General features: G+C 74.2%; 23 protein-coding genes, 2 tRNA genes and 1 pseudogene. 6 read left to right on the top strand and 20 right to left on the bottom strand.

The annotated features are described in order from the left end of the window. Positions 1-6: 6 nt before the first annotated feature. The 8 genes and pseudogenes from OP86_RS39270 to OP86_RS26645 all read right to left on the bottom strand — a co-directional run. Positions 7-402 (bottom strand): annotated as a pseudogene (locus tag OP86_RS39270) (GNAT family N-acetyltransferase); the annotation flags it as partial. Further along, positions 399-1,220, bottom strand: coding sequence for a serine/threonine-protein kinase (locus OP86_RS26675; protein ID WP_234435092.1), 822 nt, complete (start codon positions 1,218-1,220; stop codon positions 399-401). The gene OP86_RS26675 and the pseudogene OP86_RS39270, both read right to left, overlap by 4 nt. Next, the gene (locus OP86_RS26670) at positions 1,208-1,864 is read right to left on the bottom strand and encodes a hypothetical protein (RefSeq protein ID WP_030060221.1); all 657 of its coding nucleotides are present in this window, start codon (positions 1,862-1,864) and stop codon (positions 1,208-1,210) included. The genes OP86_RS26675 and OP86_RS26670 overlap by 13 nt, the downstream gene beginning before the upstream one ends. Then, positions 1,861-2,280, bottom strand: coding sequence for a hypothetical protein (locus OP86_RS26665; protein WP_234435091.1), 420 nt, complete (start codon positions 2,278-2,280; stop codon positions 1,861-1,863). Before OP86_RS26665 ends, OP86_RS26670 begins: the two co-directional genes overlap by 4 nt. A gap of 124 nt (positions 2,281-2,404) precedes the next feature. Further along, entirely contained in the window at positions 2,405-3,253 is an 849-nt protein-coding gene (locus OP86_RS26660; protein ID WP_030060219.1) for a helix-turn-helix domain-containing protein, read from the bottom strand. A gap of 16 nt (positions 3,254-3,269) precedes the next feature. Then, a complete protein-coding gene (locus tag OP86_RS26655) occupies positions 3,270-3,788 on the bottom strand; it encodes a DUF6879 family protein (RefSeq protein WP_033333517.1) in 519 nt (172 codons plus the stop codon). Then, on the bottom strand, positions 3,769-4,038 hold the full coding sequence (locus tag OP86_RS26650) for a hypothetical protein (protein ID WP_030060217.1): 270 nt from the start codon (positions 4,036-4,038) through the stop codon (positions 3,769-3,771). The genes OP86_RS26655 and OP86_RS26650 overlap by 20 nt, the downstream gene beginning before the upstream one ends. Positions 4,039-4,163: 125 nt before the next feature. After that, positions 4,164-4,955 (bottom strand): phosphoribosyl-dephospho-CoA transferase MdcG domain-containing protein, encoded by a 792-nt coding sequence (locus OP86_RS26645; RefSeq protein WP_051830702.1) that lies wholly within the window; start codon positions 4,953-4,955, stop codon positions 4,164-4,166. A 147-nt stretch (positions 4,956-5,102) separates the two neighbouring features. On the opposite strand from OP86_RS26645, the gene OP86_RS26640 reads away from it, so the two are divergent. Beyond that, on the top strand, positions 5,103-5,333 hold the full coding sequence (locus OP86_RS26640; protein ID WP_030060215.1) for a hypothetical protein: 231 nt from the start codon (positions 5,103-5,105) through the stop codon (positions 5,331-5,333). A gap of 84 nt (positions 5,334-5,417) precedes the next feature. On the opposite strand, the gene OP86_RS26635 is transcribed toward OP86_RS26640, so the two are convergent. After that, positions 5,418-8,624 carry a S41 family peptidase gene (locus tag OP86_RS26635; RefSeq protein WP_030260353.1) on the bottom strand — a complete coding sequence of 1,069 codons (3,207 nt, stop codon included), beginning with the start codon at positions 8,622-8,624 and terminating at the stop codon, positions 5,418-5,420. Between the two features lie 170 nt (positions 8,625-8,794). On the opposite strand from OP86_RS26635, the gene OP86_RS26630 reads away from it, so the two are divergent. After that, positions 8,795-9,994, top strand: coding sequence for an MFS transporter (locus OP86_RS26630; protein ID WP_033333514.1), 1,200 nt, complete (start codon positions 8,795-8,797; stop codon positions 9,992-9,994). 22 nt (positions 9,995-10,016) lie between these two features. On the opposite strand, the gene OP86_RS26625 is transcribed toward OP86_RS26630, so the two are convergent. The 4 genes from OP86_RS26625 to OP86_RS26610 form a co-directional block, all read right to left on the bottom strand. After that, the gene (locus tag OP86_RS26625; protein ID WP_030061943.1) at positions 10,017-10,652 is read right to left on the bottom strand and encodes a DJ-1/PfpI family protein; all 636 of its coding nucleotides are present in this window, start codon (positions 10,650-10,652) and stop codon (positions 10,017-10,019) included. Beyond that, positions 10,652-11,653, bottom strand: coding sequence for a GlxA family transcriptional regulator (locus tag OP86_RS26620; protein ID WP_030260351.1), 1,002 nt, complete (start codon positions 11,651-11,653; stop codon positions 10,652-10,654). Before OP86_RS26620 ends, OP86_RS26625 begins: the two co-directional genes overlap by 1 nt. 64 nt (positions 11,654-11,717) lie before the next feature. After that, a tRNA-Lys gene (locus OP86_RS26615) sits at positions 11,718-11,791 on the bottom strand. A 113-nt stretch (positions 11,792-11,904) separates the two neighbouring features. Continuing rightward, the gene (locus OP86_RS26610; RefSeq protein ID WP_030260350.1) at positions 11,905-12,813 is read right to left on the bottom strand and encodes an NADP-dependent oxidoreductase; all 909 of its coding nucleotides are present in this window, start codon (positions 12,811-12,813) and stop codon (positions 11,905-11,907) included. Between the two features lie 241 nt (positions 12,814-13,054). Here OP86_RS26610 and OP86_RS26605 point away from each other — a divergent pair, with 241 nt between their 5' ends. After that, complete coding sequence (locus tag OP86_RS26605) at positions 13,055-14,638, top strand: Na+/H+ antiporter (RefSeq protein ID WP_030260348.1); 1,584 nt, start codon at positions 13,055-13,057, stop codon at positions 14,636-14,638. A 195-nt stretch (positions 14,639-14,833) separates the two neighbouring features. Next, complete coding sequence (gene pgi / locus OP86_RS26600) at positions 14,834-16,495, top strand: glucose-6-phosphate isomerase (protein ID WP_030061949.1); 1,662 nt, start codon at positions 14,834-14,836, stop codon at positions 16,493-16,495. A gap of 41 nt (positions 16,496-16,536) precedes the next feature. Here the strand turns inward: pgi and OP86_RS26595 are convergent. From OP86_RS26595 to OP86_RS26585, 3 genes are all read right to left on the bottom strand, one after another. After that, positions 16,537-16,610: transfer RNA gene (locus OP86_RS26595), tRNA-Lys, on the bottom strand. A gap of 68 nt (positions 16,611-16,678) precedes the next feature. Then, positions 16,679-17,236 (bottom strand): bifunctional DNA primase/polymerase, encoded by a 558-nt coding sequence (locus OP86_RS26590; RefSeq protein ID WP_033333534.1) that lies wholly within the window; start codon positions 17,234-17,236, stop codon positions 16,679-16,681. A 114-nt stretch (positions 17,237-17,350) separates the two neighbouring features. Continuing rightward, positions 17,351-17,707, bottom strand: coding sequence for a hypothetical protein (locus tag OP86_RS26585; protein WP_030061951.1), 357 nt, complete (start codon positions 17,705-17,707; stop codon positions 17,351-17,353). A 234-nt stretch (positions 17,708-17,941) separates the two neighbouring features. On the opposite strand from OP86_RS26585, the gene OP86_RS26580 reads away from it, so the two are divergent. Beyond that, a complete protein-coding gene (locus tag OP86_RS26580) occupies positions 17,942-18,256 on the top strand; it encodes a hypothetical protein (RefSeq protein ID WP_030260339.1) in 315 nt (104 codons plus the stop codon). 8 nt (positions 18,257-18,264) lie between these two features. Here OP86_RS26580 and OP86_RS26575 read toward each other — a convergent pair whose 3' ends face one another. The 3 genes from OP86_RS26575 to OP86_RS26565 are packed head-to-tail and all read right to left on the bottom strand — an operon-like array spanning position 18,265 to position 22,510. Next, positions 18,265-19,632: an AAA family ATPase gene (locus OP86_RS26575; protein ID WP_030260338.1), complete on the bottom strand. Its 1,368-nt coding sequence runs from the start codon at positions 19,630-19,632 to the stop codon at positions 18,265-18,267. Continuing rightward, positions 19,632-21,248, bottom strand: coding sequence for an ATP synthase subunit B family protein (locus tag OP86_RS26570; protein WP_030260337.1), 1,617 nt, complete (start codon positions 21,246-21,248; stop codon positions 19,632-19,634). Before OP86_RS26570 ends, OP86_RS26575 begins: the two co-directional genes overlap by 1 nt. Beyond that, positions 21,245-22,510 carry a hypothetical protein gene (locus tag OP86_RS26565; RefSeq protein WP_033333512.1) on the bottom strand — a complete coding sequence of 422 codons (1,266 nt, stop codon included), beginning with the start codon at positions 22,508-22,510 and terminating at the stop codon, positions 21,245-21,247. Before OP86_RS26565 ends, OP86_RS26570 begins: the two co-directional genes overlap by 4 nt. Positions 22,511-22,743: 233 nt before the next feature. On the opposite strand from OP86_RS26565, the gene OP86_RS26560 reads away from it, so the two are divergent. Next, on the top strand, positions 22,744-23,400 hold the full coding sequence (locus tag OP86_RS26560; protein WP_030061957.1) for a histidine phosphatase family protein: 657 nt from the start codon (positions 22,744-22,746) through the stop codon (positions 23,398-23,400). Positions 23,401-23,416: 16 nt separating this feature from the next. Here the strand turns inward: OP86_RS26560 and OP86_RS36130 are convergent, their stop codons facing one another. Beyond that, positions 23,417-25,054 carry an NsdA family TPR-like regulatory protein gene (locus OP86_RS36130; protein WP_030260333.1) on the bottom strand — a complete coding sequence of 546 codons (1,638 nt, stop codon included), beginning with the start codon at positions 25,052-25,054 and terminating at the stop codon, positions 23,417-23,419. Positions 25,055-25,064 lie beyond the last annotated feature (10 nt).

Genomic DNA, 25,064 nt, shown 5'->3' with positions numbered 1-25,064 from the left:
CCCCGCCTTGAGGAGGACACGGCCGGAGGCAGAGTTGTCCGGGTGGTGCTTGGCGTGGATCTCGGGCAGCCCGAGATAGCCGAAGCCCAGGGCGAGAATCCTGCGGACTGCTTCGGTGGCGTGGCCCTTCCCCCAAGTGTCCGCGCGCAGGATGTAGCTGAGCGCGGCGACCGGGCGGTCCACGTGGAGCTTGATGATCCCGATCAGGTCGCCGTCGAGGTCGAGGCCCAGGGTGTAGACCGTGCGCGGGGATCGAGCAGCGGACGCCGCTGCGTCGCGTGCGGCGCGGCAGGCCTCGGCCGCATCCATCGGCCCTCGACCGAGGAACCTGGTCGATTCCGGGCTGTAGATCCGCTGGAGGGCGATGGCGTCGCCCAGGGTCAGCTCTCGCAGTGCGATCATTCGCCCACCACTTGCAGGAGGTCGGCCAGCTCGGCGGCGGTCGGCCGGTCGTCGGACTCGGCCAGCAGGACGAACCGCAGCCGGGCCTGGAGTGCGGGCCAGGGCATCGCGGCGGACATCGGGGCGGCCTTGGCGGCGATGGTCTCGCGAATTGCCTCCACCGACGCGCCCCGGCCGAGCCCGGCGGACTCGTAGTCCAGCGGCCAGTTGCCCGTGGTACAGGTCCACAGGGTGCCGGCGAGGGCGTAGACGTCGGCGGCCTGTGTCGTGTCGATGGGCTGGGGACCGCTGATGATCCGGGCCGCCAGTTCGGGGGAGGTGAGGTGGACCATCGTGCCGCTGAAGGTCGTCCACGGGGTGGTGCCGACCTGCCGGGACCAGGCGAAGTCGAGGAGACGGACCGTTCCGTCCGAGCCGTGGATGCCGTGCTGGGGCTGGAGGTCGCCGTGCACCCACCCTTCGGCGTGGAGGTCCGCCACGGCGCGGCACACCCCGACCGCGGCGGCGAGGGCTTCGTTCCGCCCTCCTTCGCCCTTGCGCACGGGGCGGAAGACCTGCCAGGTGGACGGCCCGACCAGCCACGGGGTGACGAACCAGATGCCGCCGTCGAAACGACCGACGGTCACGGTGTAGCCGGGGAGTTGGTCCAGTACGGAGGCTTCGCGCGCGGTGACCTCGGCGGCCTCGCCGGTGCCGAGCTTGATGCTCGCGATGCCCCGCGGGCCGGTCGCCTTCCATACCGCCGAGCCGCGCCGGTTGCTGACCTCCTCCAGCTCAAGCGGCCCGCAGATGGTCTCCGCGGCCTTCAGTGCCTGCACGGCTTCAGAAGCGAACTCGCCCACTCTCTCACTGCCTTCCACTCGCAAGGGATGTGCTCGAACACGTCGCGGCCGTCGTCAACGGCCCGGGCTACTGCCACCGCGAGGTCGGGCGTGCTCGTCAGGAACCTCGGGTCCAGGGGGCGGACGGCCGCGCGCACCGGGAGGAACGAGAACGGGGCCGACGGGATGCTGCGCCCGGCCCTGCTGCTCTCGGCGGCTCCCGTGACGAACTTCCCGAACATGACGCCGACCTGGCTGTAGAGGTTCTTCAAGGCCCAGTGCGGCCAGGTCAGCAGCCCGCGATGGTCGGCGTCGGCGCACTGCCCGAGCACCACCACGTTCTCGCACGCCAGCGTGCCGTACGGCCGGGTCATCAGGGGGCGAATCCACTCGGCGGCCTGCATGCCCGCGTAGAACAGCTCTGCTTCAACGGCGTAACGATGCGCGCCGGGCGCGATCTCGTAGACGGTCCACCCGGTCATGCCGTGCGCCGTGGAGGGCTGGAGAAACGGGCAGTGCTGCTGCATGGCAGCCAGATAGCCGCTCACATCCACGCTGGCCGGGTCCGCCGTCCGGGTCTCGGTGAGGCGGAGCGCCCCGGCGGTGGGCCGGGGCGCTCCGCCGGATGGTGCGGTGATCACCGGGTGGTCGTTGCCGGGGTGAGGTCGTCGCCATCGCTGGGCGCGGGCGAGCACCTCCACTCGGCCCAGACCTCGCCCTTCTCCCGGTAGTGGGCCAGGGCCTGGGTGTTGACCGTGCCGTCCGCGTTGGTGAACCAGATCTCCGGCAGGGGGCCGTACGCCTGCTCGTACGCGCTCACCCAGGAGATGAAAGCGACGCCGGCGCTCTCGACGTGCGTCAGCCTGCGTCCGGCGTGCTGGACGGCGAACGCCTCGTGCGCGGCCGGGTCGTCGACGAGCTGGTGCCACGCCGTGTCGATGGCGGCGGAGAACATCTCCGGCGCGGCCTGGCCAGTGTCGATCCGATGCGCGGCGATCGTGAAGAACTTGCCCAGCTCGTCCAGCTCGGTGCCGGACTTGACGGTGGCGGTGCTCACGAGCCTCTCCAATCGGTTGGCTCTGCTCGCCCGGGAGCGGACGAGCAGTGGTGGATCGACCGTAGGGAGGAGGCGAAGGAAACGCCCACGGGCTTCTATGAGATTCCACGCCGGTTTGCGCGGATCACGTGAGTGCGTCGATGGCCGCGGTGATCAACCCGCGTGCGGCAGCCCCGTGAAGTGCCAGTGTGGCCAACTCGGCGAAAGCCTCGGCGTAGAGCGAAATTTCGCTGGGTTGTGTGATGGTCAGATAGCCGGAGATCAGCTCGACGTTCACCTGTGCAGCGTCGTAGATCCAGAAGCCCTCGGTCGGCCAACGCATGCGATCGACGCCCGTGGGCACCACACCGAGACTGACATTGGGCAGCAGGCCAACGGTCATGAGGTGGTGTAGTTGATCCTGCATCACAGCGGCCCCTCCGATTCCACATCTCAGGACCGATTCCTCGATCAGGAAGGCGAATCGTCGATCACCTTCGTGCAGCACCCGCTGGCGCGCCATCCGGGAGGCCACTGCCGCCGCTACGTCGTCGGTCAGCCCTCGCCGCTGCTGGATCGCCCGAAGAGCCGCTGTGGTGTAGCCGGGAGTCTGGATCAGGCCGGGCGCCAGCCACGACGAGTAAGCGCGAAAGCGGTGGGTTCGCTCGTAGAGCGGTAACCGGGCCTCTTGTGCTTGTTTCAGGCCGGTGCGTTCCATCCTCCGCCACTCAACGAACATGCCCGCGACGGTTCGCAGCATGGCGATGAGGTCGGCGATCCGGCTCTCGGCACCACACGCGCGGCACCAGAGCCGGATGTCGTCTTCGGAGGGAGGGGTGTGCGCGTTCAACAGCCGGGACACCTTGGACGGGTACCAGCCGCAAGCGGCAGCCAGCTCAGTGCCCTTGAGACCGGCATCCCGCTGGATCTCGCCGAGGCGATCGGCGAGATCCTGGCGGGCACGTTGGACGCTTGACGACGGTGAGAGGGCCATGGTGTGGAGTGCCGACTCAGACGGGCTGGTACTCCGCGTGCGGAATCGCGCGCTCCCAGGCGGCCTCGTACGCCGCCAAGTACTGCTTCGCCAAGGCAGGGTCGGTTCGGACCTCCATGCGGGGCCCGGCCCACTGCCCATCGCCGGTGAAGTGGTGCAGGATCACGATCTGCTCGTCCATGACCCAGCCGTCCAGACCGGGCAGCAGGAGATCGCCGGCGCGGGAGCGGGGCAGCCAGCGGACGTCCTCGCCCGCTTCGACGTTGGGGAACGTCACGTCGTACTCGTAGCGGATGTAGTCGGTCACCGGCTCGGAGACGACCCGAAGGCGGCGCATGGTGACCCCGCGAGAGGTGGCGTCGACCACAACATCGAGCCACGAGCGCCACCACGACTCGCGGTTCGCGGGGTCGAGCCGCTTGCCGGCCTGCCACGCGATGAACTCGGGGTCGTCCAGCATGTAGCTGTCACGCATCTCCAGATGGACCGCCGAGTGCTGGGCCTTCGCCAGCTGCTCACGAACCGCTGTTACCACCGTCGTTGACCTCACTGTCCGACCGGGGAAGGAACTGGATCATGTTCGCGGGCAGCCGGATCACGGTCTCGTGGTCCGGCACGTCCGTGGAGTGCCCCGGGATGGAACCGACCTCCTGGGCCTCCCTGATGGTGGCCTCGTCCGCCTTCCAGGACTGGATCACCAGATCGCCGTTGGCTTCGTCCAGCCAGATGGTCGGCGAGCCGTCATCGGGGGTATTGGGGTAGATCCCGAGGAACTTGAGAGCCATTGTTGCCTCCGGTGCGAAGGGATTCCACACGGTTCCACGACCATGGCGTATCGGGTGATTCAGCGTCAATAGGCGGTTGCTCAGCGTCACCCGAGTTGGCTGCGATCGACGAAGCAGGAAGAGACTCAGCCAAAGAGTCGCTGAGGATCACGCAACGGGAACCACGGGTCGTGGACCTCCCGGGGGCCGTACGGTGTCAGCAGGGTGAGGGTGTGCTGCCCGGCCGCGTACTCCGTCAGCTGGACCGAGCCGTGCCTGGTCTCCAGTTCGGCCTGCACCGGCACGGGCAGCCTGCTCAGGGCCCGGCGCAGTTGCAGCGCGTCGCGGCGGCTGACCGGCTGCGGGGCGCGCAGGACCAGCCGCAGCGGGCTCAGTGGCCCGGCCACCGGGACTCCGCTGCCCAGCTCGTAGCCGGCGGCGCCGATCGGGCCCCAGGGCATCCGGTGGTCCGCCACCAGGCGGCCGACCTCCGGCAGCAGGGCGAGGGCGGGGATCCTGGTGAGCCGTTCCGGGGCCAGCCGTTCGCGCCGTCCGGCCAGTTGCTCGGGCCGCAGGGTCCGGGCGACGGCCGCCCAGGGCGCCAGCGCGTCCAGCCGCTGCCCGGGGCGCGGGCCGCGTACGGTCACCGGGAACCAGAGTTCGGGTGCCGCCTCCGGGTCCCGGGTGCAGCGTTGCGGGTGCGGCAGGTCCACCGGGGTGCCGACGACGGCGGGCGCCCGGCCGACCGTCACCCAGGGGTGGGCCCGCAGCACCGCCCGTGCCCAGTCCGGGAGCTCCCCGCCCGCGAGGGGCCGCAGCGAGCCGGGGCACTGCATCAGCAGCAGGTCGTGCGTGCCGGGCAGCCGCCCGCCCAGTGCGGCCAGCGGGCCGACCCGCCGGCGCGGTCCGTCGTGCAGTTCCTCGGTCGAGTTCCTCACACCGCCACCCTCCGCCCGCCGCGCGCCCCCGGCTACGGTCCTTCGACGCGTTCCGGCCGGGACCAAGGACTCAACGTGCGTCCGTCCGGAGCCGGTGTGAGAGTGGGGGCAGCCCGGTATCCCGACATTGCCTCCGGAGGAGGAGTCATGGGCATCTTCGACAGGTTGTTCCACCGGCCGCCGCAGCACGAGGCCACCGGCGAGGACGCCGCCCAGCGGGCCGCCCTCGCCCACGACGAGGCCGCCGACGCGTTCGGTGACGACGTCGAGCGCTCCCGCGAGCTGCAGGACCGGGCGGCCCGGGACCGGCTCGCGCAGGAGGAGGCCGACCGGCGCGCCGCCGAGAACATGACCGCCGAGGGAGACCCCTGGGACTGAGCCGTCCCCGAGGAAACCCCTGGGACCGAGACCGGCCAGGGACCGGGACCGGCCCGAGCAGCCCGCCGGGCCCGGCCCGACGGTTCACCGCGCCCGCGGCGGCAGCGGCGGGCGCCGCAGGTCCGGCCGGGGCGTGGACTCCGGCGGCGGCACGGCGGCGGGCGCGTCCTCCAGCAGCTCCAGGGCCAGCTGGACGGCGGTCCTCAGCTCGGGGTGGCGCCCCCGGGCCCAGTCGCGCGGGCTGCGCAGCACGTGCACGTCCGGTTCGACGCCCCGGTTCTCCACCGACCAGCCGAGCCCGCCGTCGAACCAGGAGGCGTTCTTCGGCACCGAGATCTGGGTGCCGTCGCCCAGGGTGTGCCGCCCGGTCATCCCGACCACCCCGCCCCAGGTGCGGCTGCCGATCACCGGGCCGAGCCCGAGCAGCTTGATGGCCGCGATGATCACGTCACCGTCGGAGCTGGTCGCCTCGTCGGCGAGGGCGACCAGCGGGCCGCGCAGCGCGTGCCGGGGCCAGCGGACCGGCTGGCGGTCCCGGGTGAAGTCCCAGGCGAGGACGTGCCGGGTGAGCTTCTCCAGGACGAGTTCGGAGACGTTGCCGCCGGCGTTGCCGCGCACGTCCAGGACCAGCGCGGGCTTGTCGAGTTCGCGCCGCAGGTCCCGGTTGAACTGTGCCCAGCCGGAGCCGCCGAGGTCCGGGATGTGCAGGTAGCCGCACCGGCCGTCGCTGAACTCCCGTACCAGGGAGCGGCGTCTGGCGACCCAGTCCTGGTAGCGGATGGGCCGTTCGTCGGTGAGCGGGGTGACGGCGATCCGCCGGAGGGGCCCGTCCGGGCCGCTGCGCAGGGCCAGTTCGACGGTGGTGCCGCCGGTGCCGGCCAGCAGCGGCAGCGGGCCGCGCACCGGGTCGACGGGCCGGCCGCCGACCTCGACGAACTCGTCTCCGTCGCGCACGCCCTGGGCGGCCAGCGGGGCGCGGGCGCGCGGGTCGGAGGACTCGCCGGGCAGCACCCGGTCGACCAGCCAGCGTCCCTCGGGGGAGCGGTGGGCGTTGGCGCCGAGCAGGCCGAGCGGCTGCTGGGCGAGCGAGGGCCCCTCGGCGCGGCGGGACGGGGTGACGTAGGCGTGCGAGGTGCCCAGTTCGCCGAGGAGTTCGCGCAGCAGGTCGGCGAAGTCGTCGGGTGAGCAGACGCGTTCCAGCAGCGGCTCGTACTGGGCGACCAGGGCGGGCCAGTCCAGGCCGGACATCCGCTCGTCCCAGAACTGGTCCCGGACGATCCGGGCGGCCTCGTGGTAGGCCTGGCGCCATTCGGCGGCCGGGTGGACGGTGTGGGTGATCCGGCGCAGGTCGACGGCGGTGCCGGCGGAGGGGGCGGCGACCGGGACGACCCGGAGCGTCCCGGCCGAGTAGACCGCGATGGTGCCGCCGTCACCGGAGACGGCGTAGCCGTCCAGCTTGTCCACCAGCGTGGTGCGGGTGCCCCGGGCCAGGTCGAAGTGCTCCAGCGAGGGGCGGCCGGAGGTGTCCTCCGGGCTGGCGAAGGTCTGCCCGAGGGTGCCCGAGATCGGCCAGCGCAGCCAGACCAGCCCGCCGCGCACCGCGTCGGTGGCCGAGTACTTGGAGGCGATCACCGGGAACGGCAGCAGCCGCTCGCCGATGCCCTCCGGGTCGACCCGGACGGTGCCGTCGCCGCCGTCCCCGGGAGGGGCGCCGTCCTCGACGGGCGCGGCGAACGGCGAGGGCGTGTCGGCGGTGAGCGGGACGAGGTAGGGGCGGCAGCCGAGCGGGAAGGAGAGGTCGCCGGTGTGCACGTCGTGGACGGGGTCGAAGCCGCGCCAGGACAGGAAGGCCAGGTAGCGGCCGTCCCGGGTGAAGACCGGCTGCTCGTCCTCGAAGCGGCCGTCGGTGACCTCGGTGGTCGGCGCGGGCGCGTCGGTGCGGGTGAGCCGGATGCGGCGCAGCGAGCGCCCGGCGACCGGCTGGGACCAGGCGATCCAGTGCGAGTCGGGGGAGAAGCGGGCGCTGGAGACCGGCCCGTAGCCGGAGGCGGCCAGCTCGCGCACCTCGCCGTCGGCGGCGGAGACCAGCAGCAGCCGTCCGTCGGAGGAGGCGGCGGCGAGGCGGCTGCCGTCGGGGGAGGCGGTGAGTTCCAGGACGCGGCCGAGCCGGCCGGCCGCGAGCACCCGGTGGCGGTGCCGCTCGGTCGTTTCGTGCCCGGGCAGCGGCATCACCTCGATCGCGTCGGCGCCCTGCGCGTCGGTGATCCAGGCCGCCTCGCCGGTGTGGCCGAGCAGCACCGGCAGCCGGGTCCGCACCCCGGGGGTGTCGGCGAGCGCGCGGGCCGGGCCGTCCTTGTGGGTGAGCCAGTACTGGCTGCCGCGCACGGTGACGACCCCGGCCCGGCCGGTCCGGTCGCAGGCGAGGTCCTTGACCTGGGTCGCGGCGCTGACCTGGTACGGGCGGCGGCCGGCCCGGGCGCCGCCGAGCGGGACGTGCAGTCGGCGGGGGGCAGGGGCGTCCAGGCCGTCGAGCAGCCAGAGGTCCCCGGCGTGCTGGTAGACGATCCGGGTGCCGTCGGTGGCGGCCTCGCGGGCGTAGTAGGAGGCGTGGTCGGTGTGCCGGCGCAGGTCGGTGCCGTCGGGGCGGCAGGAGTAGAGGTTGCCGATGCCCTCGTGGTCCGAGAGGAAGGCGACCCGGCCGGCGACGGGCATGGGGGAGGCGAGGTGTCCGGTGTGCTCGGGCAGGATCTGCTCGCCGTCCGCCCAGAGCCGGCCGACGGCGCCGCCCCGGTAGCGCTTCCAGGCGGCGGGCTCGTGCGGGGCGGCGCCGGTGAGCAGGACGGTCCGTTCGCGGCTCATCTGGGCGTCGCCGACCGGGCCCCAGGGCATCCGGCGGCCGGGGGAGCCGTCCGGCGGCAGGGCGTGCGCCCAGGTGTAGTGGCCGAAGGGCTCGTGGAAGGAGGTGACGGCCAGCACCTCGCCGTCCGGCAGCCAGCCGCGGACCCGGGTGTCCTGGCTGCCCCAGAAGCTGAGCCGGCGGGCCTCGCCGCCGTCGACGGGGGCGGTCCACACCTCGGGGGCCAGGCTCAGCCAGCCGGTCCAGGCGAGGGTGGTGCCGTCGGGGGAGAAGCGGGGGTGGCTGACCCGGGTGCGGTCGCAGGTGACCCGCCAGGCCCGGCCGGCGACGGCGCCGGCGGTGTCCAGCGGGGCGATCCAGATGTCGTCCTCGGCGGTGAAGGTGAGCAGGCCGCCGTGCAGGTGGGGGTGGCGGAGGTAGCCGGGCGGGGTCACCCCTCCATCCTTCGACGGGGTGTCACACCCGGCAACCGGGACGGGCTGCGGGGGCGTCCCGAATCGCGCCGGAGCATTGACACCGCAGAGCGGGATCCACACCGGGCCGGGCGCTGACCCGACGTCCACGGCGGCCACGGTTGAACCTCACACCCGTGTCAGGTCCAACCATGGTCCCCATGGCGACCACACAGCTCACCACCCCGGTATCCAGCAGGTCCTTCCCGCTCCCCGCCCTGCTCGCCCTGGCCACCGCCGTCTTCGTCACCGCGCTCACCGAGACCCTGCCCGCCGGCGTCCTGCCGGGGATGGGCGAGGCCCTCGGCGTCAGCGAGTCGGCCGCCGGGCAGACCGTCACCGTCTACGCGATCGGGACCGCCGCCACCGCGATCCCGCTCACCGCGGCCACCGCCGGCTGGAACCGCAAACGGCTGCTGCTCACCGCGATGGCCGGCTTCGCCGTGGCCAACACGGTGACCGCGGCCTCCACCGACTACACGCTCACGATGGCAGCCCGCTTCCTCGCGGGCGTCGCGGCCGGTCTCGCCTGGGCGCTGCTGGCCGGGTACGCCCGCCGGCTGGTGCCGGTCGAGCAGCAGGGCCGGGCGATGGCCGTCGCGATGGCGGGAGTGCCGGTGGCGCTGTCGCTCGGAGTGCCGATCGGCACCTTCCTCGGCCGGATGCTCGCCTGGTGGGTGCCCTTCCTGGCCATGACGGCACTGGCGGTCGGCGTGGTCGGCTGGATCGCGGCGCTGCTGCCCGGCCAGCCGGGACAGTCGGCGGGCGAACGCACCCCGGTCCGCCACGCCCTCACCGTGCCCGGCGTGGTGCCGGTGCTCGGCGTGACGGTGCTCTACGTGCTCGCGCACACCATCCTGTTCACCTACATCGCGCCCTTCCTCGACGGGGCCGGCCTCGGTGACGCCACCGGCACCGTCCTGCTGGTCTTCGGCCTGGCCTCGCTGGCGAGCATCTGGCTCACCGGGGCCCACATCCACCGCCGGCTGCGGCAGTTGACGATCGGCGGCGCGCTGCTGGTCGCGGTGACGGCGGGCGTCCTTGCGGTGTGGTCCGGCAGCGCGCCGCTGGTGTACGCCGCCGCGGCGCTCTGGGGCCTGGGCTGGGGCGGCGCCCCGACCCTGCTGCAGACCGCCCTCGGCGACGCGGGCGGCGAGCAGGCGGACGCCGCCCAGGCCGTGCTGGTGACGCTGTGGAACGTCGCGATGGCGGGCGGCGGGGTGGTCGGCGGCGTCGTCCTGAGCGCCCTCGGCACCGGCGCCCTGCCCTGGACGGTCCTCGCGCTGCTGTTCCCCGCCCTCGCCGTGGTCATCGGCGCCCGCCGCCACGCCTTCCCGCCGGTGCGCGGCTAGCGGGCATCCGGCCGGTGCGGGGTCAGCGCACCTCCAGCGCGTTCGCCTTCAGTCGGGCGATCAGGTCGGCCGACGCGGTCGCGGTGGAACCGGCCGAGTACGGCGGCTGCGGGTCGTACTCGATGACCAGCTGGATCGCCTCCGCGACCGCGTCCCCGGCCACCCGGCCGGTCAGCGACAGCGCGAGGTCGATCCCGGCCGAGACGCCGGCCGCGGTCGCGTACTTCCCGTCCAGCACGACCCGCTCGGTGCCGGTCGGCTCCGCCCCGAACCCGGCCAGCTGCTCCAGGCAGTACCAGTGCGAGGTGGCCCGGCGCCCCTTCAGCAGCCCGGCGGCGCCCAGCAGCAGCGAGCCGGAGCAGACCGAGGTGGTCCAGGTGGTGGTCGCGTCGACGGCCCGCACCCACTCCAGCAGGGCCTGGTCGGGCAGTTGGGCCTCCGTCCCCGGCCCGCCGGGGATCAGCAGCAGGTCCGCCGAGTCCACCTCGTCCAGCGCGAGGTCCGCGGTCAGCGCCAGGCTCTTCATGTCGGTGCGCACCGGGCCGCGCCGGGCGGCGGTGAACACCACCTCGGCGCCGGGTATCCGGGACAGCACCTCGTACGGGCCGACCGCGTCCAGGGCGGTGAATTCGTCGTACAGCAGGAAGGCGATGCGCATCAGTGTCCTCCGTCGTGACTCGGGTGGAAGCGGCGTCGGTACTCGGCGGGCGGGGCGGCCAGGGCCCGGACGAAGGCGCGCCGCATCGCCTCCGGGGTGCCGTAGCCGCAGTCGCGGGCGATCTCCTCGATGCCCTCGGCGGTGTCCTCCAGCCGTCGGCGGGCGGCCTCCAGCCGGACCCCGTCCACGTACCGGCCCGGGGTGACCCCGACCTCGGCGGCGAAGGCGCGGGCGAAGTGCCGCGGGGACAGCGCCGAGCGGCGGGCCAGCGCCTCGACCGACAGGTCGGCCTCCGGGTGTTCGGCGATCCACCGCTGCACCTCGCGCAGCGGCTGCCGGGCCGCCACCTGGGCGGCCAGCTGGGTGCTGAACTGGGCCTGGTTCCCGGGCCGGCGCAGGAAGACCACCAGGTGACGGGCGATCAGCAGCGCGGTCTCCCGTCCGAAGTCCTCCTCGACCAGGGCCAGCGCCAGGTCGATCCCGGCGGTGACCCCGGCCGAGGTGGCGATGTGCCCGTCCCGGACGTAGATCGGATCGGGGTCCACCTCGACGTCCGGGTACCGCCGGGCCAGCGCCTCGCAGTGCGCCCAGTGCGTGGTCGCCCGGCGCCCGGCCAGCAGCCCGGCCTCGGCGAGCAGGAAGGCCCCGGTGCACACCGACACCACCCGCTCGGCCCGTCCCGCCAGCTCCCGGATCCGCGCCACCAGTGCGCCGTCCGGGCGCTCGGTGGTCGGCCCGCCGGGGACCAGCAGGGTGTGCAGCGGCCCGATCCCGGCGGCCCCGGTCCCGCCCGCCCCGACCTCGGCGAGGTCCAGGTCCGGCAGCAGCCGCAGCCCGCCGGAGCTGCGCACCGGCCCGCCGCCCTGCGAGGCCGTGACCACCCGGTACGCGTCCGGCCGCCCGGAGGCGGCGCCCGCGCCCGTGAACACCTCCACGGGGCCGGTCACGTCGAGGCTCTGCACGCCCTCGTAGAGGACGACCAGCACGCTGCGTGCTCTCATGCGGCCAGCCTGTCAGCGGGCCGCGGTGGCAGCAATGACCTGTGCCCGGCCTTCCGGCTGTCTGTGCGCCGCCAGGGACTCGAACCCCGGACCCGCTGATTAAGAGTCAGCTGCTCTAACCAACTGAGCTAGCGGCGCCTGCTGACGTGGAGAACATTACCTGGTCAGCAGCCGAAACACACAATCGGTCCGGAGGAGGCCCGGCAGGGCCAACAGGGCCCGGGAGGTGCCTGTGCGCGGGCCCCGGGGGCTCACATGGTCAGCACCACCTTGCCCCGCACGTGCCCGGTGCCGACCAGCCGGTGGGCCTCGGCGGCCTTCTCCATCGGCAGCGCCTCGGCGACCTCCAGCCGCAGCCCGCCCGACTCCCACAGTCGGACCAGCTCGGCCAGCCGCTCGGCCGTCCGCGGCGCCCGCAGCCCCCGTACGCCCAGCCGCTCGGCGCCCGGGTAGTCGACCACGGTGCCGATCCGGTCCTTGTCGGCGACCAGCTCGACCGAGGCCTCCAGGGCGCCCCGCCCGGCGGCGTCGAAGGCCGCGCTCACCCCCTGCGGCGCCGCCGCCCGGACCCACTCGACCAGCCCGTCCCCGTACGCGACCGGGATCGCGCCGAGCTCGCGCAGGTAGTCGTGGTTGCGCTCGCTCGCGGTGCCGATCACGGTGGCGCCCCAGGCCCGGGCGAGCTGGACGGCCACCGTGCCGACCCCGCCCGAGGCGCCGTGCACCAGCACGGTGTCGCCGGGGCCGACCCCGAGCAGGGTGAGCGCCACGTGCGCGGTCTGGCCGGAGGCGGAGAGCGAGCCGGCCTGCTCCCAGGGCATCCCGGCCGGCTTGGCCACCAGCTGGGCGGCGTCGACCGTGACCAGCTCGGCGTGGCCGTCCAGCACCCGGAAGCCCAGCACCTCGTCGCCGACCGCCCAGCCCCCGCTGTCCGGCCCGAGCCGGTCCACCACCCCGGCGAACTCGTTGCCGAGGACGAACGGCGGCTCGACCGCCAGCCCCGGCGGCCGGAACCCCTCCCGGATCGCGAGGTCCACCGGCTGCACCCCGGCGGCGTACACCCGCACCCGCACCTCGCCCGGGCCGGGTTCCGGGTCGGGCACCTCGGTGACCCGCAGGACCTCCGGACCGCCGGACTCCGTCACGGTGACCGCCTTCATGTCTGCTCCCGCCCTCTCGACCGCTGCTCGGCTGCTCGACCGTTCGACTGCTCGGCCGTTCCACTGCTCGACTGCTCGACCGTTCCACTGCTCGACTGCTCGACTGCTCGACCGCTCCCGATCCTCGGACCTGAAGTGCGCTTGAGGTCAACCCGTCGTTCGGCGAGTCTTCACTAATGGGCGCATTGTCAGATTTATCCTGGACGGCGCTCAGCCGTCCGTCGTCGAGAGGAACCTCCCCGTGGGCCAGCTGCCCCTGTTCTTCCTGGTGCTGCTCGCCTCCGTGGTCACCATGCCGCTCGGGCGAAAGACGGGCGTGCCCCAACCGGTCCTGATGACCCTGCTCGGCATCGTCATGGCGCTCGTCCCGCAGATCCCGGACGTCTCCATCGAGCCCGAGCTCATCCTCCCGCTCGTCCTGCCGCCGTTGATCTTCGCGGTCGCCCGGCGCTCCTCGGTGCGCTACTTCAAGGCCAACGTCCGCTCGATCCTGCTGCTGGCCGTCGCCCTGGTGGTGGTCACCACGGTTGCGGTGGCCGGCACGGTGCACTGGCTGCTGCCCGCTCTGCCGCTCGCCGCCGCCATCGCGGTCGGCGCACTGGTCTCCCCGCCGGACCCGGTCGCCGCCGTCGCGGTGGCCGGCAGTGTCGGCCTGCCCCGCCGCCTGGTGGCGATCCTGGAGAGCGAGGGGCTCTTCAACGACGTCACCGCGATCGTCATCTACTCGCTGGCCATCGAGGCCGTGGTCAGCGGCGACTTCTCGGTCGGCCACGCGGTGCTGCGCTTCGTCCTGTCCGCGGTGCTGGCGGTGATCGTCGGCGTGGTGCTCGGCTGGGTCAACGCCAAGCTCGCCGAGCGCCTGGACGACCCGACCCAGCAGGTCGCGCTCAACCTGCTGGTGCCCTTCGCCGCCTACACCATCGCCGAGGAGATCCACGGCTCCGGCGTGCTCGCCGTCGTGGTCTGCGCGCTCTACCTCGCCGAACGGGCCTCCGACGCCGACGCGGTCTCCTACCGGCTGGTGGGCAACGCCTTCTGGGAGGTGGTCGAGATCCTGATCACCGGCGTCGCCTTCGGCCTGATCGGCCTGGAGCTGGCCACCGTGCTCAAGGAGGCCGGCCGGGGCTGGACCGGCTTCATCGGCGACGCCGCCGTGGTGATCGTCGTGGTCGTCCTAGTCCGGCTGCTCTGGCTGCTGCCGGCCGGCTGGCTGTCGAAGAAACTGCGCAGCGGCGACGAGGAGGACACCCCGTTCAGCTGGAAGGAGAGCGTCGTCCTCTGGTGGTCCGGCATGCGCGGCGTGGCCACCGTCGCCCTGGCGCTCGCCATCCCGCTCACCCTGCACTCCGGCGCGGACTTCCCCGAGCGCGGCCGACTGGTCTTCATCGCCTTCAGCGTGGTGCTCTTCACGCTCCTGGTGCAGGGCCTGACCCTGCCCTGGCTGGCCAAGCGGCTGGAGCTGGACATCGACCAGGACAAACACGAGCAGGCCGTCCGTCAGCTCTGGTGGCGGGCCGCCAAGGCCGGGCTCAAGCGGCTCGGCGAGCTGGAGGAGCAGGACCGGCTGCCGGCCGAGGTCGCCGACCGCCTGCGCGACCGTCAGCACGACCGGCTGGCCCGGCTCTGCCCGGAGGACTACGCCGAGGAGGAGGCCGCCGAGGCCAAGCTGCGCCTGGCCCAGTGGCGGGCCGCCCGGGACGTCGAGCAGGAGATGATCGCCGCCTCCCGGCGCGAGATGCTCACCGCCCGCAGCGAACTCGGCGCCGATCCGGAGCTGGTCGACCAGGTGCTGCGCGGGCTGGACCTGCGCTCGGAACGGAAGTGACGAGGGGTTCGCTCACCGCGGCCCGGAATGTGCGCGGCCCCCTCCGGGGTTGCATAGGCTGAACCCGGGCAGGCCGTCAACGGAGTCGGCGCACCACCAGTACCGCCACGACCTCGCACACAGAGACCCTGACTGTTCGGGCCTCACCGCCTGGCCCTGCCGGTTTCTGCACCCAGATGAATCGAGGACCCACCGATGTCGGAGACCCGCGCCGACGCCCGCACCCCGCTGGACCGCACCCCCCAGTGGGCCGCCCTGGCCAAGCACCGTGCCGAGCTGGGCGACACCCACCTGCGCGAGCTGTTCGCCGCCGATCCGGAGCGCGGCCGCCGCTACACCCTGCAGGTCGGCGACCTGCACGTGGACTACGCCAAGCACCTGGTCACCGACGGGACGCTGGAGCTGCTGCGCGAGCTCGCCGCCGCCACCGGGGTCGCCGCACTGCGGGACGCGATGTTCCGCGGCGAGAAGATCAACAACACCGAGCACCGCGCCGTCCTGCACACCGCGCTGCGCGCCCCGCGCGGCGCCGTGGTCGAGGTCGACGGCGAGAACGTGGTGCCCGCCGTGCACGCGGTCCTCGACAAGATGGCCGCCTTCGCCGACCGCGTCCGCAGCGGCGAGTGGAAGGGCCACACCGGCAAGCCGATCCGCACCGTCGTCAACATCGGCATCGGCGGCTCCGACCTCGGCCCCGCGATGGCCTACGAGGTGCTCCGCTCGTACGCCAAGCGCGACCTCGACGTCCGCTTCGTCTCCAACGTGGACGGCGCCGACCTGCACGAGGCCGTCCGCGACCTCGACCCGGCCGAGACGCTGTTCATCGTGGCCTCGAAGACCTTCACCACCATCGAGACCATCACCAACGCGGTCTCCGCCCGCGACTGGCTGCTCGACGGCCTCGGCGCCGGCACCGAGGCGGTGGCCAAGCACTTCGTCGCGCTGTCCACCAACGCCCAGGGCGTGCACGACTTCGGCATCGACACCGCCAACATGTTCGAGTTCTGGGACTGGGTCGGCGGCCGCTACTCCTACGACTCGGCGATCGGCCTCTCGCTGATGATCGCGATCGGCCCGGACGCCTTCCGCGAGATGCTGGACGGCTTCCACCTGGTCGACGAGCACTTCCGCACCGCCCCGCCGGAGGAGAACGTCCCGCTGCTGCTCGGCCTGCTGGGCGTCTGGTACGGCGCGTTCTTCGACGCCCAGGCGCACGCGGTGCTGCCGTACTCGCACTACCTGTCCAAGTTCACCGCCTACCTGCAGCAGCTGGACATGGAGTCCAACGGCAAGTCGGTGACCCGCGACGGCACCCCGGTGGACTGGCAGACCGGCCCGGTGGTCTGGGGCACCCCCGGCACCAACGGCCAGCACGCCTACTACCAGCTGCTGCACCAGGGCACCAAGGTGATCCCGGCCGACTTCATCGGCTTCGCCAAGCCCGTCGCCGACCTGCTCCCGGGCCTGGTCGCCCAGCACGACCTGCTGCTGGCCAACTTCTTCGCCCAGACCCAGGCGCTGGCCTTCGGCAAGACCCCGGAGGAGGTCGCGGCCGAGGGCGTGCCGGCCGAGCTCGTCCCGCACAAGACCTTCAAGGGCAACCACCCGACCACCACGATCCTGGCCGGCGAGCTGACCCCCTCGGTGCTCGGCCAGCTGGTCGCGCTGTACGAGCACAAGGTGTTCGTCCAGGGCGCGATCTGGAACATCGACTCCTTCGACCAGTGGGGCGTCGAGCTGGGCAAGGTGCTCGCCAAGCGGATCGAGCCGGTGCTGCTGACCGGCGAGGGCGCCGAGCAACTGGACAGCTCCACCGCCGAGCTGGTCGCCCGCTACCGCGCGCTGCGCGGCCGCTGAGCCCGACCGGGCCGTCCGCTCCGGGGCCTTCCGGCTGTCTGTGCGCCGCCAGGGACTCGAACCCCGGACCCGCTGATTAAGAGTCAGCTGCTCTAACCAACTGAGCTAGCGGCGCCTGCTGACAGAGAAGACTCTAGCAGCGCCGCGCGGCCCAGCCAAAATCGAATACCGGCCTTCCTCCGTTCACCCGCCGGTCACGACCGCCGCCCCGGCGGGAACCGGCGCGCCCGGCTCCCGCGCCGCCCGTACGCAGGCCCACAGCACCACCGAGGCGCCGGGCAGCCAGGGCTCGCGGTCCTCCGGGGCGATGATCCAGCGGCCGGCGCCCCGGCCGGGGGAGTCCGGGCTGTTCACCATCCGCTGCAGCGGCGGCACGGTCACCGTGTCGCCCTTGCCGTGGCACAGCAGCGGCGGCACGTCCCGGGCCCACTCCTCCCAGGCCAGCAGCCGGCGCAGCCGGGGCGCCGCGCCCGGCTGGACGAACAGCAGGGTCCGCCCCCGGTGGCTCGCGACCGGGCCGCAGCCCGGCCCGGAGGCCCACAGCTCGTCCAGCACCCGGCGGCCGAACAGCGCCGGCATGCTGATCACGTCGAAGGCCCGCCCGCAGGGCAGCACCGAGGGCGCCCACGGGCGGCTCTCCCAGAGGGCTCGCATGCTGCGCGGGTACTCGCTGGCGGAGGCGAGCCAGGCCTCCCCGGCCGCGCTGACGTACTCCACCGACTGGTGCGTCCAGATGTCCACGCGCAGCAGCCTGCGCCGTTCGCCGCCCCGGTGTGGCGGAAAGCGCCGTTCGCCGGACACGGCGGCGTGGCGTCGCGTACCCTCCGCCGCTGGCATATGCCAGCGGCCCGACGGTCAGTCCTCGTGGCGGCGCGGCTGGAGCAGGGTGCGGCCGTACTCGATCATCTTGGCGGCGTAGTCCGGGGTCCAGTCCGCCCGCAGGGCGATCTCGGCGTCCGACAGCGCGTCGAAGCGGCGGGGGTCGGCGAGCTGCGCGGCGGCGACCGCCTGGAAGTCCGTGGCCCGCTCGGCGGCCGCCCGGAAGGCCAGGGCCAGCTCGGTGGAGCGGCGCAGCAGCTCCGCGGGGTCGGCGATCGACTCCAGGTCGAAGAATCGTTCCGGCTCCGGTTCGGCGGACTGCGGCTCGAACAGCAGCTGTGCCGGGCGCCGACGCCTGGTCGGCTCGGTCGACTCTGCAGGGGAGTCGGGCATGGACGGACACCTCCGGGGTCTCGGTGGGCGGGGCGGAGCTGCTCCGGGCTGCGCCGCCCGGGTTGTGGCCGTCGTCCATTGTCTCGCGGCGACGGCCGGTAACGGAACGGTGCGCGTGCGGGCGCTATTCCCCGGCGCGCGCTGGCGGCGCGCTACGGGCGCGACGTGACCTGGTCGCATGCGAACCGGTTGGTCCTGGTGCATCCAGTCACCCCAGACGACCCGGGAGTCCCCGTGCGCCTCCGAGCAGCCCTCGCGGCCCTCACCCTGCCCCTCTCGCTCGCCCTGCCCGTCTCGCTCGCCGCGGCCCCGGCGGCCTTCGCCGCCGAGACGGCGAAGGTGGTCACCGGCCCACCGAGCGCCCCGGGCGGCCTCTCCACGGCGACCTGCCCGCCCGGCACCCACCTGACCGGCGGCGGCTACCGGCTCCGCCCCGACACGGACGGCCCGGTCCGCGTCAACGCGCCGACGGCCGACGCGACCGGGTGGAGCGCCCAGGCGGAGCGAGGCTCCGTGGTGGCCTACGCCGTCTGCGAGACCGAGGACTGACCCGGCGCTCAGCGCAGGTGGACCCGGTGGCCGCTCAGGTGGTGCAGCACCTGGTGGTTGGCCTCCCAGCCGTCCGGGAAGGCCACCGGGACCCCCAACTGCACCGGCTCGGTGGACGGGTGCTCGTCCAGCAGCTCGGCGATCCCGGCCCGGGCCACCACGATGCAGGCGTGCCGGTGCCGGGAGGCGAGCACGCAGAGCCGACCGGTCTCCAGGTGGAAGGCCGTCGCGTCTGGGCGGCCGGAGAGCGGGTGCAGGACCACGGTGACGTCGTACTCGCGGCCCTGCAGTCGGTTCGCGGTGTCCACCGTGACGGCCGGCCCGGCCGCGCCGTCCACCGGGACGCCAGCCCTGAGCAGCGCCGCGCGCACCGCCGCCGCCTGGTCGCGGTGGGCGGTGCCGACGGCGATCCGGTCCGCGGTGAGCGGCGCCTCGCCCTGCTCGGAGTGGGCCGTCAGCCCGCGTTCCAGCAGCCGGCGGACGGTCGCCGCGACCGCGGCCACGGCCTGCGGGTCGGTCCGTACGGTGTGCCGGGCGGGCAGCTCCAGCAGCGCCCAGCCGTGTTCGGCGGCCCGGTCGATCACCGCGTCCAGGGCCGAGCCGTCGGGGCGGACGGCGGCGGTCAGCCGGCGGTCGTCGGGGCCGGTGCCGGAGCGGAACGGGGTGTACGGGTAGAAGGCCCGCGAGATCAGCGGCGCCGCGCTGGCGGGCAGCCGCCAGGAGACCGGCAGCCGGTGCGGCGCGATCTGCGGGTTGTGCGCCAGCATGGTGACCACGGCGCTGCCGGACGGGTCGTACGACAGGCCGGCCCACTGCTCGGTGCCGACCACGGTGAACGGGTCCAGCTGGCCCGGGTCGCCGACGAACAGCGCCCGTTCGAACAGCCGGGCCACCGCGAGCAGGGCGTCCGAGCGCATCTGGTACGCCTCGTCGACGATCGCGTGCCGCCACGGCGCCTCGGTGCGCACCCACTGCCACTTGGCCGACGTGGAGATCACCACGTCGTGCTCGACCAGGTCGGCGACCTTGTCGGAGGGCGTGACGTTGGCGTGCCTCAGCACCTCCGGGCCGGGCCGGGTGTCCGCGGCGTGCAGTCGGCCGATCGTCAACTCCGGGGCCTTCTCGGCCAGTCGGCCGACCAGGTCGTCCACCTGGCTGTTGGTCTGGGCGACGATCATCAGCCGCTCGCCGGCCTCGACCAGCTCGCGGGCGGCCCGCACCACGAGCGTCGACTTCCCGGCGCCGGGCGGCGAGTCCACCACCACGCCGCGCGGGGCGCCGGTCGGCGGGTGGACGGTGGCCGCCAGGATGCGGGCCACGGCGGCGTCGGCGGCCGCGCCGGGGGGCTCGGGCAGGGCGGACGACGGCTCGGCCATCACTCCCACTCCTCGGAGGCGGACGGGTCTTCGGCGGTGGAACGGGCGGGTGCGGGCGCGGCCCCGGGCGGGCCGCCGTGGGTCCACGGGGTGTCGTCCGGCTCGGGCAGCGGCGCGGACTGGCGGACCGTCAACTCGAACAGGGTGAAGGTCACCGGCTCGCCGGGCTCCGGCAGGCTGCCCGGCTCGGGCTCCTTCTTGCGGCCCATGCCGGACAGCACCCGCAGCGTGACGGTGCCCTCGGCGGCGTCGACCGCGACGACCTCGGCCTTCTGTGCGGACGGCCCGTGCACCCGGTGCACCTCCTTGCCGAGGTCCGCGTGCGGGCGGTCGGCGGTGCGCAGGGTGACCAGCGGGCGGGGCTTGGGGGAGCGGCCGGTGGTGTCCCAGTCCGGCACCACCTCGGTCACCACGCCGCTGAACGCCTCGCCGGCCAGCCGGTGTTCGGCCATCGCCAGCGGGTCGTCCAGCGCCTCCTGGACGTCCAGGCGGGCCTGCTCGCGCTCGCGCTGGGCGAGCTTTCGGGCGGCGGTGACGGCGTCGTCCTGCCGGGGCTGCGGCGGCTCGCCGGCCGCCAGGCGGTCCCGGTGGCCGGTGTAGGACCAGCGGTCGCCGGTCCAGCGCTCCTCCAGGTGGCCGGCCGGCGGCAGGGTGCGCAGCAGGTCCAGGCCCTGCCAGACGTCCCGCCAGGTGGGCAGCAGGACGGCCGTCAGCACCGCCTGCAGCTGCTCGACCGCGGCCCGCACGGCCGCGCGGGCGCGCTCGGCGGCGGCCTCGTCGCGCTGCTCGGTGCTGTGCTGCAGGGCGCCCACGGCGGAGTCGTAGCGGGTGATCGCCGGGGCGAGCACGGACTCGTCGAAGCGGGGGTCGGTGGCCGGGCCGGCCGGCGGGTGCAGCAGCTGGCCGTGCTCGTCCCGGGCCGACTCGGCCAGCTCGGCCGCCTCCGCGCCGGTCAGGCCGGGCGGCGGCCGGTGCCAGGCCAGCCGGGCGGCCAGGTGCTGGTCCTCCAGGTGGCTCTGGCCGGTGGCCCAGTGCCGGGCCAGCAGGCCGGTCATCGGCAGCAGCAGGCTGGAGCCGGGCACCTGGGCGCGGTCGGTGAGGTGGGTCAGCCAGCGGCCGAGCAGCGGCACCCGGACCGGCGCCGGGTAGGGGCCCGGCTCGTTGTCCTCGACGGTGCGGCGGAAGCGGGTCGAGCGGCCGATCAGGGCGAGGTGGTGCACGCCCGCGCCGTTGGGCACGATCAGCTGCGGGGCGTCCGCGCACAGTTCGCGGAACACCTGGGTCTTCTCGCCGGTCTCCGGGTCCTTCTCTGAGCCCTCGATCTGCTCGACGTCGTCGGCGAAGGACTCCAGGTAGGGCAGCAGGTCGGCGGCCAGCTCGGCGAGGAAGTCGAACCGCAGGGTGCGGTTGAGCGGCTGCGGCACCAGGTGCAGCCGGGGCGCGTCCCGGTCGGTGCCGAGCATCACCGCCAGCGGCGCGCCGGACTCGCCGGCCGCGGTCAGCGGGACCAGCACCATCGGCCGGTCGGACAGGTGCCGGTGCCGGACGGTGGCCAGCGGTTCGGCCCGGCCGCTGCGGACGGCTTCCAGCCGGGCCAGGGTGGTGAGCAGGCTCATGCGTCCGTCCCCGGTGCTCGCGCGGGCGCCGGGGCGCCGAGCGCCTCCGCGCGCAGGGCCGCCGCGTAGGCCAGGCGCTCCGCCGCGTCGTCCGCGCCGCCGGCGCCGTCCTGGTCGCCCGTGCCGGTGCCGGTGACCGTGCTTGTGCGTGTACTCGGGCCGGCGGCGGCCAGGGCCTCGGCGACCGTACGGATGCTGCCCAGCTCGCCGCGCACGCCCCGGCCGAGCTGCTCGACCCGGTCGCCGCAGCGGGCCTGGGCACGGCAGTGGAAGCCGAGCTCGCAGGTGGAGAGGCAGTCCGGGCTGTACGCGGCGGGCACCGCCTCGACCGAAGCGGCCAGCTGTTCGGCGCTGCGGGCCGGGGCGCCGTCCTCCTCGGCCGCCAGGTCGAAGTCCGCGCCCGCCGGCAGCGCGTCCAGCAGCCGGCCGATGCCGGTCATCCGGCTCAGCTGGCGGCGGGTGGTGGCCAGCTCGCGGCGGACGTCGACGGTGACCGCGGTCGGCCGGTTGCCGAAGTCCTTGGGGCAGACCAGCAGCACGCTCGTCCGGGGGCTGCCCGGCAGCCGCTGCTCGGTGTACGGGTCGTCCGCGAGCGGCTGCCCGGCCGCCGCGGCGGCGGCCTGCTGGAGCGCCAGTACGTACACGGCGGCCTGCCGGGCGGCGGCGCCGACCTTGGCCGGATCCGCGCTGCCGTCCAGCACCGGGAAGGACTTGATCTCGACGACCGTGCACCGCCCGCCGTGCACCACGAGCGCGTCCGGCTCCAGGTAGGCGGTGCTGCCGGCCACGTCCAGGCGCAGCAGCGGGTGGTCCAGCAGCGTCCAGGCCTCGGGGTCGGCGGCGGCCAGGGCCAGCGCCTGGGCCGTCCGGTCGGCGCGGACGGCCGGGCCGGAGCGCTGCAGCAGGTCCGGCACCAGCAGCGGGGTGTGGCCGTCCGCGGGGACGCCGAGGTGGCGGCGGAGCGGTTCCAGCAGCGGGGCGTAGTCGTCCGCCTTCAGCCGGGACTCGAAGATCACGCCGCGGGCGATCGCGAACGGGGACTGGCCGAAGGGGGCGGGGCGGCCGAGCCGGGCGGCCAGCACGGACTTGTCCACCCCGGCCGCGTCGAGCACGGCGCGGCGGTGGCAGCCCGGATTGGCGGCGAGCGCGGCGAGGGAGCGGGCGTTCAGACTGCGCTGCGGGGCCGGTCCGCGCAGCTCGGCGAGCCGCTGGGCGAGCGGCTCAGCGGGCCCGCCGAGCGGGACGTTCGTCGAGACGTTCATGGTGCGGCCCAGTGTCGCATCCGGGTCCGACAACGCGGTGCGGATCGGCTGTTCACGGCCGCCCGGCCCCGGGCCGGCAGCCTTGCCCGGGGTCTTGCCCGGGGCCGCCGGGGCCCGCCCCGGGCCGGCCGCACCGGCCCGCGATCGTGTCCGCCGCCCGGGTGAGGGATCATGGAACCCGGTGCTCAAGGGTGAGACCGACCATTGCCACCGCCCCGCTGCGAGGAGCCCCCATGCCCGCCCGAATCGTGCTGGTCCGCCACGGCGAGACCGAGTGGTCCGCCACCGGCCGACACACCGGCCGCACCGACATCCCGCTGACCGAGGACGGCCGCGCGATGGCCCGGGCCCTCGGCGCCCGCCTCGCCAAGGCCCCGTGGAACGGGCTGCCGGACGCGCTCGTCTACACCAGCCCGCTCGGCCGCGCCAAGGAGACCTGCGCGCTGGCCGGCTTCGGCGACCGCGCGGTGGACCGCCCGGAGCTGATGGAGTGGGACTACGGCCGGTACGAGGGCCGCACCGGCGTGGACATCCGCGCCACCGACCACCCCGGCTGGCTGATCTGGCGGGACGGCGTGCCCGGCGGCGAGAAGCTCTCCGAGGTGGCCGCCCGGGTGGACGCCTTCCTCGCCGACCTCAACCAGGAGCACGGCGTCCCGGAGCCGGACACCACCGAGATGCACTGCGCCGACCGGGACGTCGTCCTGTTCGCGCACGGCCACCTGCTGCGCATCCTGACCGCCCGCTGGCTGGGCCTGCCGCCCGAGTTCGCCCAGCGGTTCAAGCTCGGCACGGCCGCGCTCTGCGTCCTGTCCTGGGAGTACGGCGCCCCGGCCGTGGAGATCTGGAACGACCTCTCCCACCTGGACGGCCTGAACGCCGGGCACTGACGGGCCCGGGCCCGTCCTAGGCGGCGGCCGCCCGGTCGTACTCGGCCAGGAACCGGCGCACCTCGGGCACCACGGCGTGCCGGCGCAGCCGCTCGGCGGTGTCCGCCAGCATGCTCCGGATCCGGGCCGAGCGGACGTCGCCGAACAGTGCGACGGCGCACGAGCCGTGGTGCGCCGCGCCCGCCAGGTCCCCCCGGCCGAGCCGGTCGTGGGCCAGCTCGGCGGTGTACAGCACCCGGTTGCGGACGAAGTGCGGTTTCTGCAGCGCTATGGCCAGCCCGGCCTGCTCGCTGGCGCGGTCCCAGTCGCCGAGCGCGGACCAGCACTGCGACTGGAGGCCGGCGATCTCGGCCTCGCCGAAGAAGGACATCCACTCCGGATCGCCCTCGGCGGTGCCGCGGTCGAACAGTGCGTACGCCCGGCCGAGCGCACGTTCGCAGGAGGTGCGGTCCTGCAGCAGGGCCCAGGCGCCGGCCTCGCGCATGGCCAGCAGCGCGAGGAGCCGGTCGGAGCCCAGCTCCCGGGCGGCGACCTGCCCAGCCTGGGCGGCACGCAGCGCCTCGCGCGGGCGGCCGGCGTCCCGGGCGAGGAAGGCGCTGTTGCAGAAGACGTGCGCCTCCAGCGCGGAGTCCCCGGCCATCCGGGCGGTGGCCAGTGCCTCGGCGTAGAACGAGCGGGCGTCCGCGAGCCGGTTCGAGTCGTGGGCCAACCAGCCCACCGAGATGGCGAGTTCGCCCGCTCCGGCCTGGAGCCGGTGCTCCGTCTCGGCGTTGTACTCGCCCTCGTTGAGCAGGACGTACGCGTTGCGCAGCGACTGCCCGGCGAGCTCGTACAGGGCGTCGGCGCCGTGTGCGTCGTCGGCCAGCCGGATGTCCCGGACGGCCTGTTCGACTCCGAGTACCTCGGCGGCGCCGACCCTGCGCAGGGTCGGCACGGGCCCGGGCCGGCCGGGCACCACCCGGTCGGTGGCGAGCAGTGACTCGGTGGCGAGCAGTGACGGTGCGGCGAACTCCGCACCGGGAAGGGTGCCTTGGCCGGTGAGCGCACCGGAGGCACCGTCGGTACCGGCCTGTCGACCGGCGGCCGCGGCCGGTCGGTCGATGCCGATCACGGTGGCCAGCGCGGTGGTGCCGCCGGCCAGGAACGTACGGCGACGCACGTCGTCGTTCTCCTCGTCGAGATAGGGCGATCCATCGGGCCCCCGGGGCACCGCGCCGGGACGCGGCCATCGGGGCCCGTCCGGAACGGTTGGATCCGCGTACGGCGAGGCAGCGTACGGGAGTTGAGTGGAGAGTGGTGAGCGCGGGGCGGGCAGGGGCGGGAACGGCGGGTGGAGCGGGGGCGGTTCGGCCCGTCCGCCGCCGTCCGCCGGGCGGCGGCGGACGGCGGCGCGGGGGGCGAAGCCGAGGTCGGTGAGCGTGCGGCCCGGCCACATGTGCCGGAACACCCGCTCGTAGGCGTAGTTGGGGCAGCGGATCTCACCGGACTCGACCCGCCCGACGTAGCGGGCGTCGCAGGAGACGTGCTCGCCGATCTCGCGGGCGGCCCGGCGTACCGCCATGGCGAATTCGCCGGGGGAGCGGTCGCCGCGCAGCGCGCGCATCACGGCGTTGGGGGACGGTCGGTTCGGCTCGGCCGGTGGGGTGGCTGCCATGGCGCCGAGA

It is taken from the genome of Streptomyces novaecaesareae (assembly GCF_000716875.1).
GTDB classification, from domain to species: domain Bacteria; phylum Actinomycetota; class Actinomycetes; order Streptomycetales; family Streptomycetaceae; genus Kitasatospora; species Kitasatospora novaecaesareae.
The sequence above is the reverse complement of the archived record's forward strand: the minus strand, read 5'-3'. Positions and strand labels throughout refer to the sequence as shown.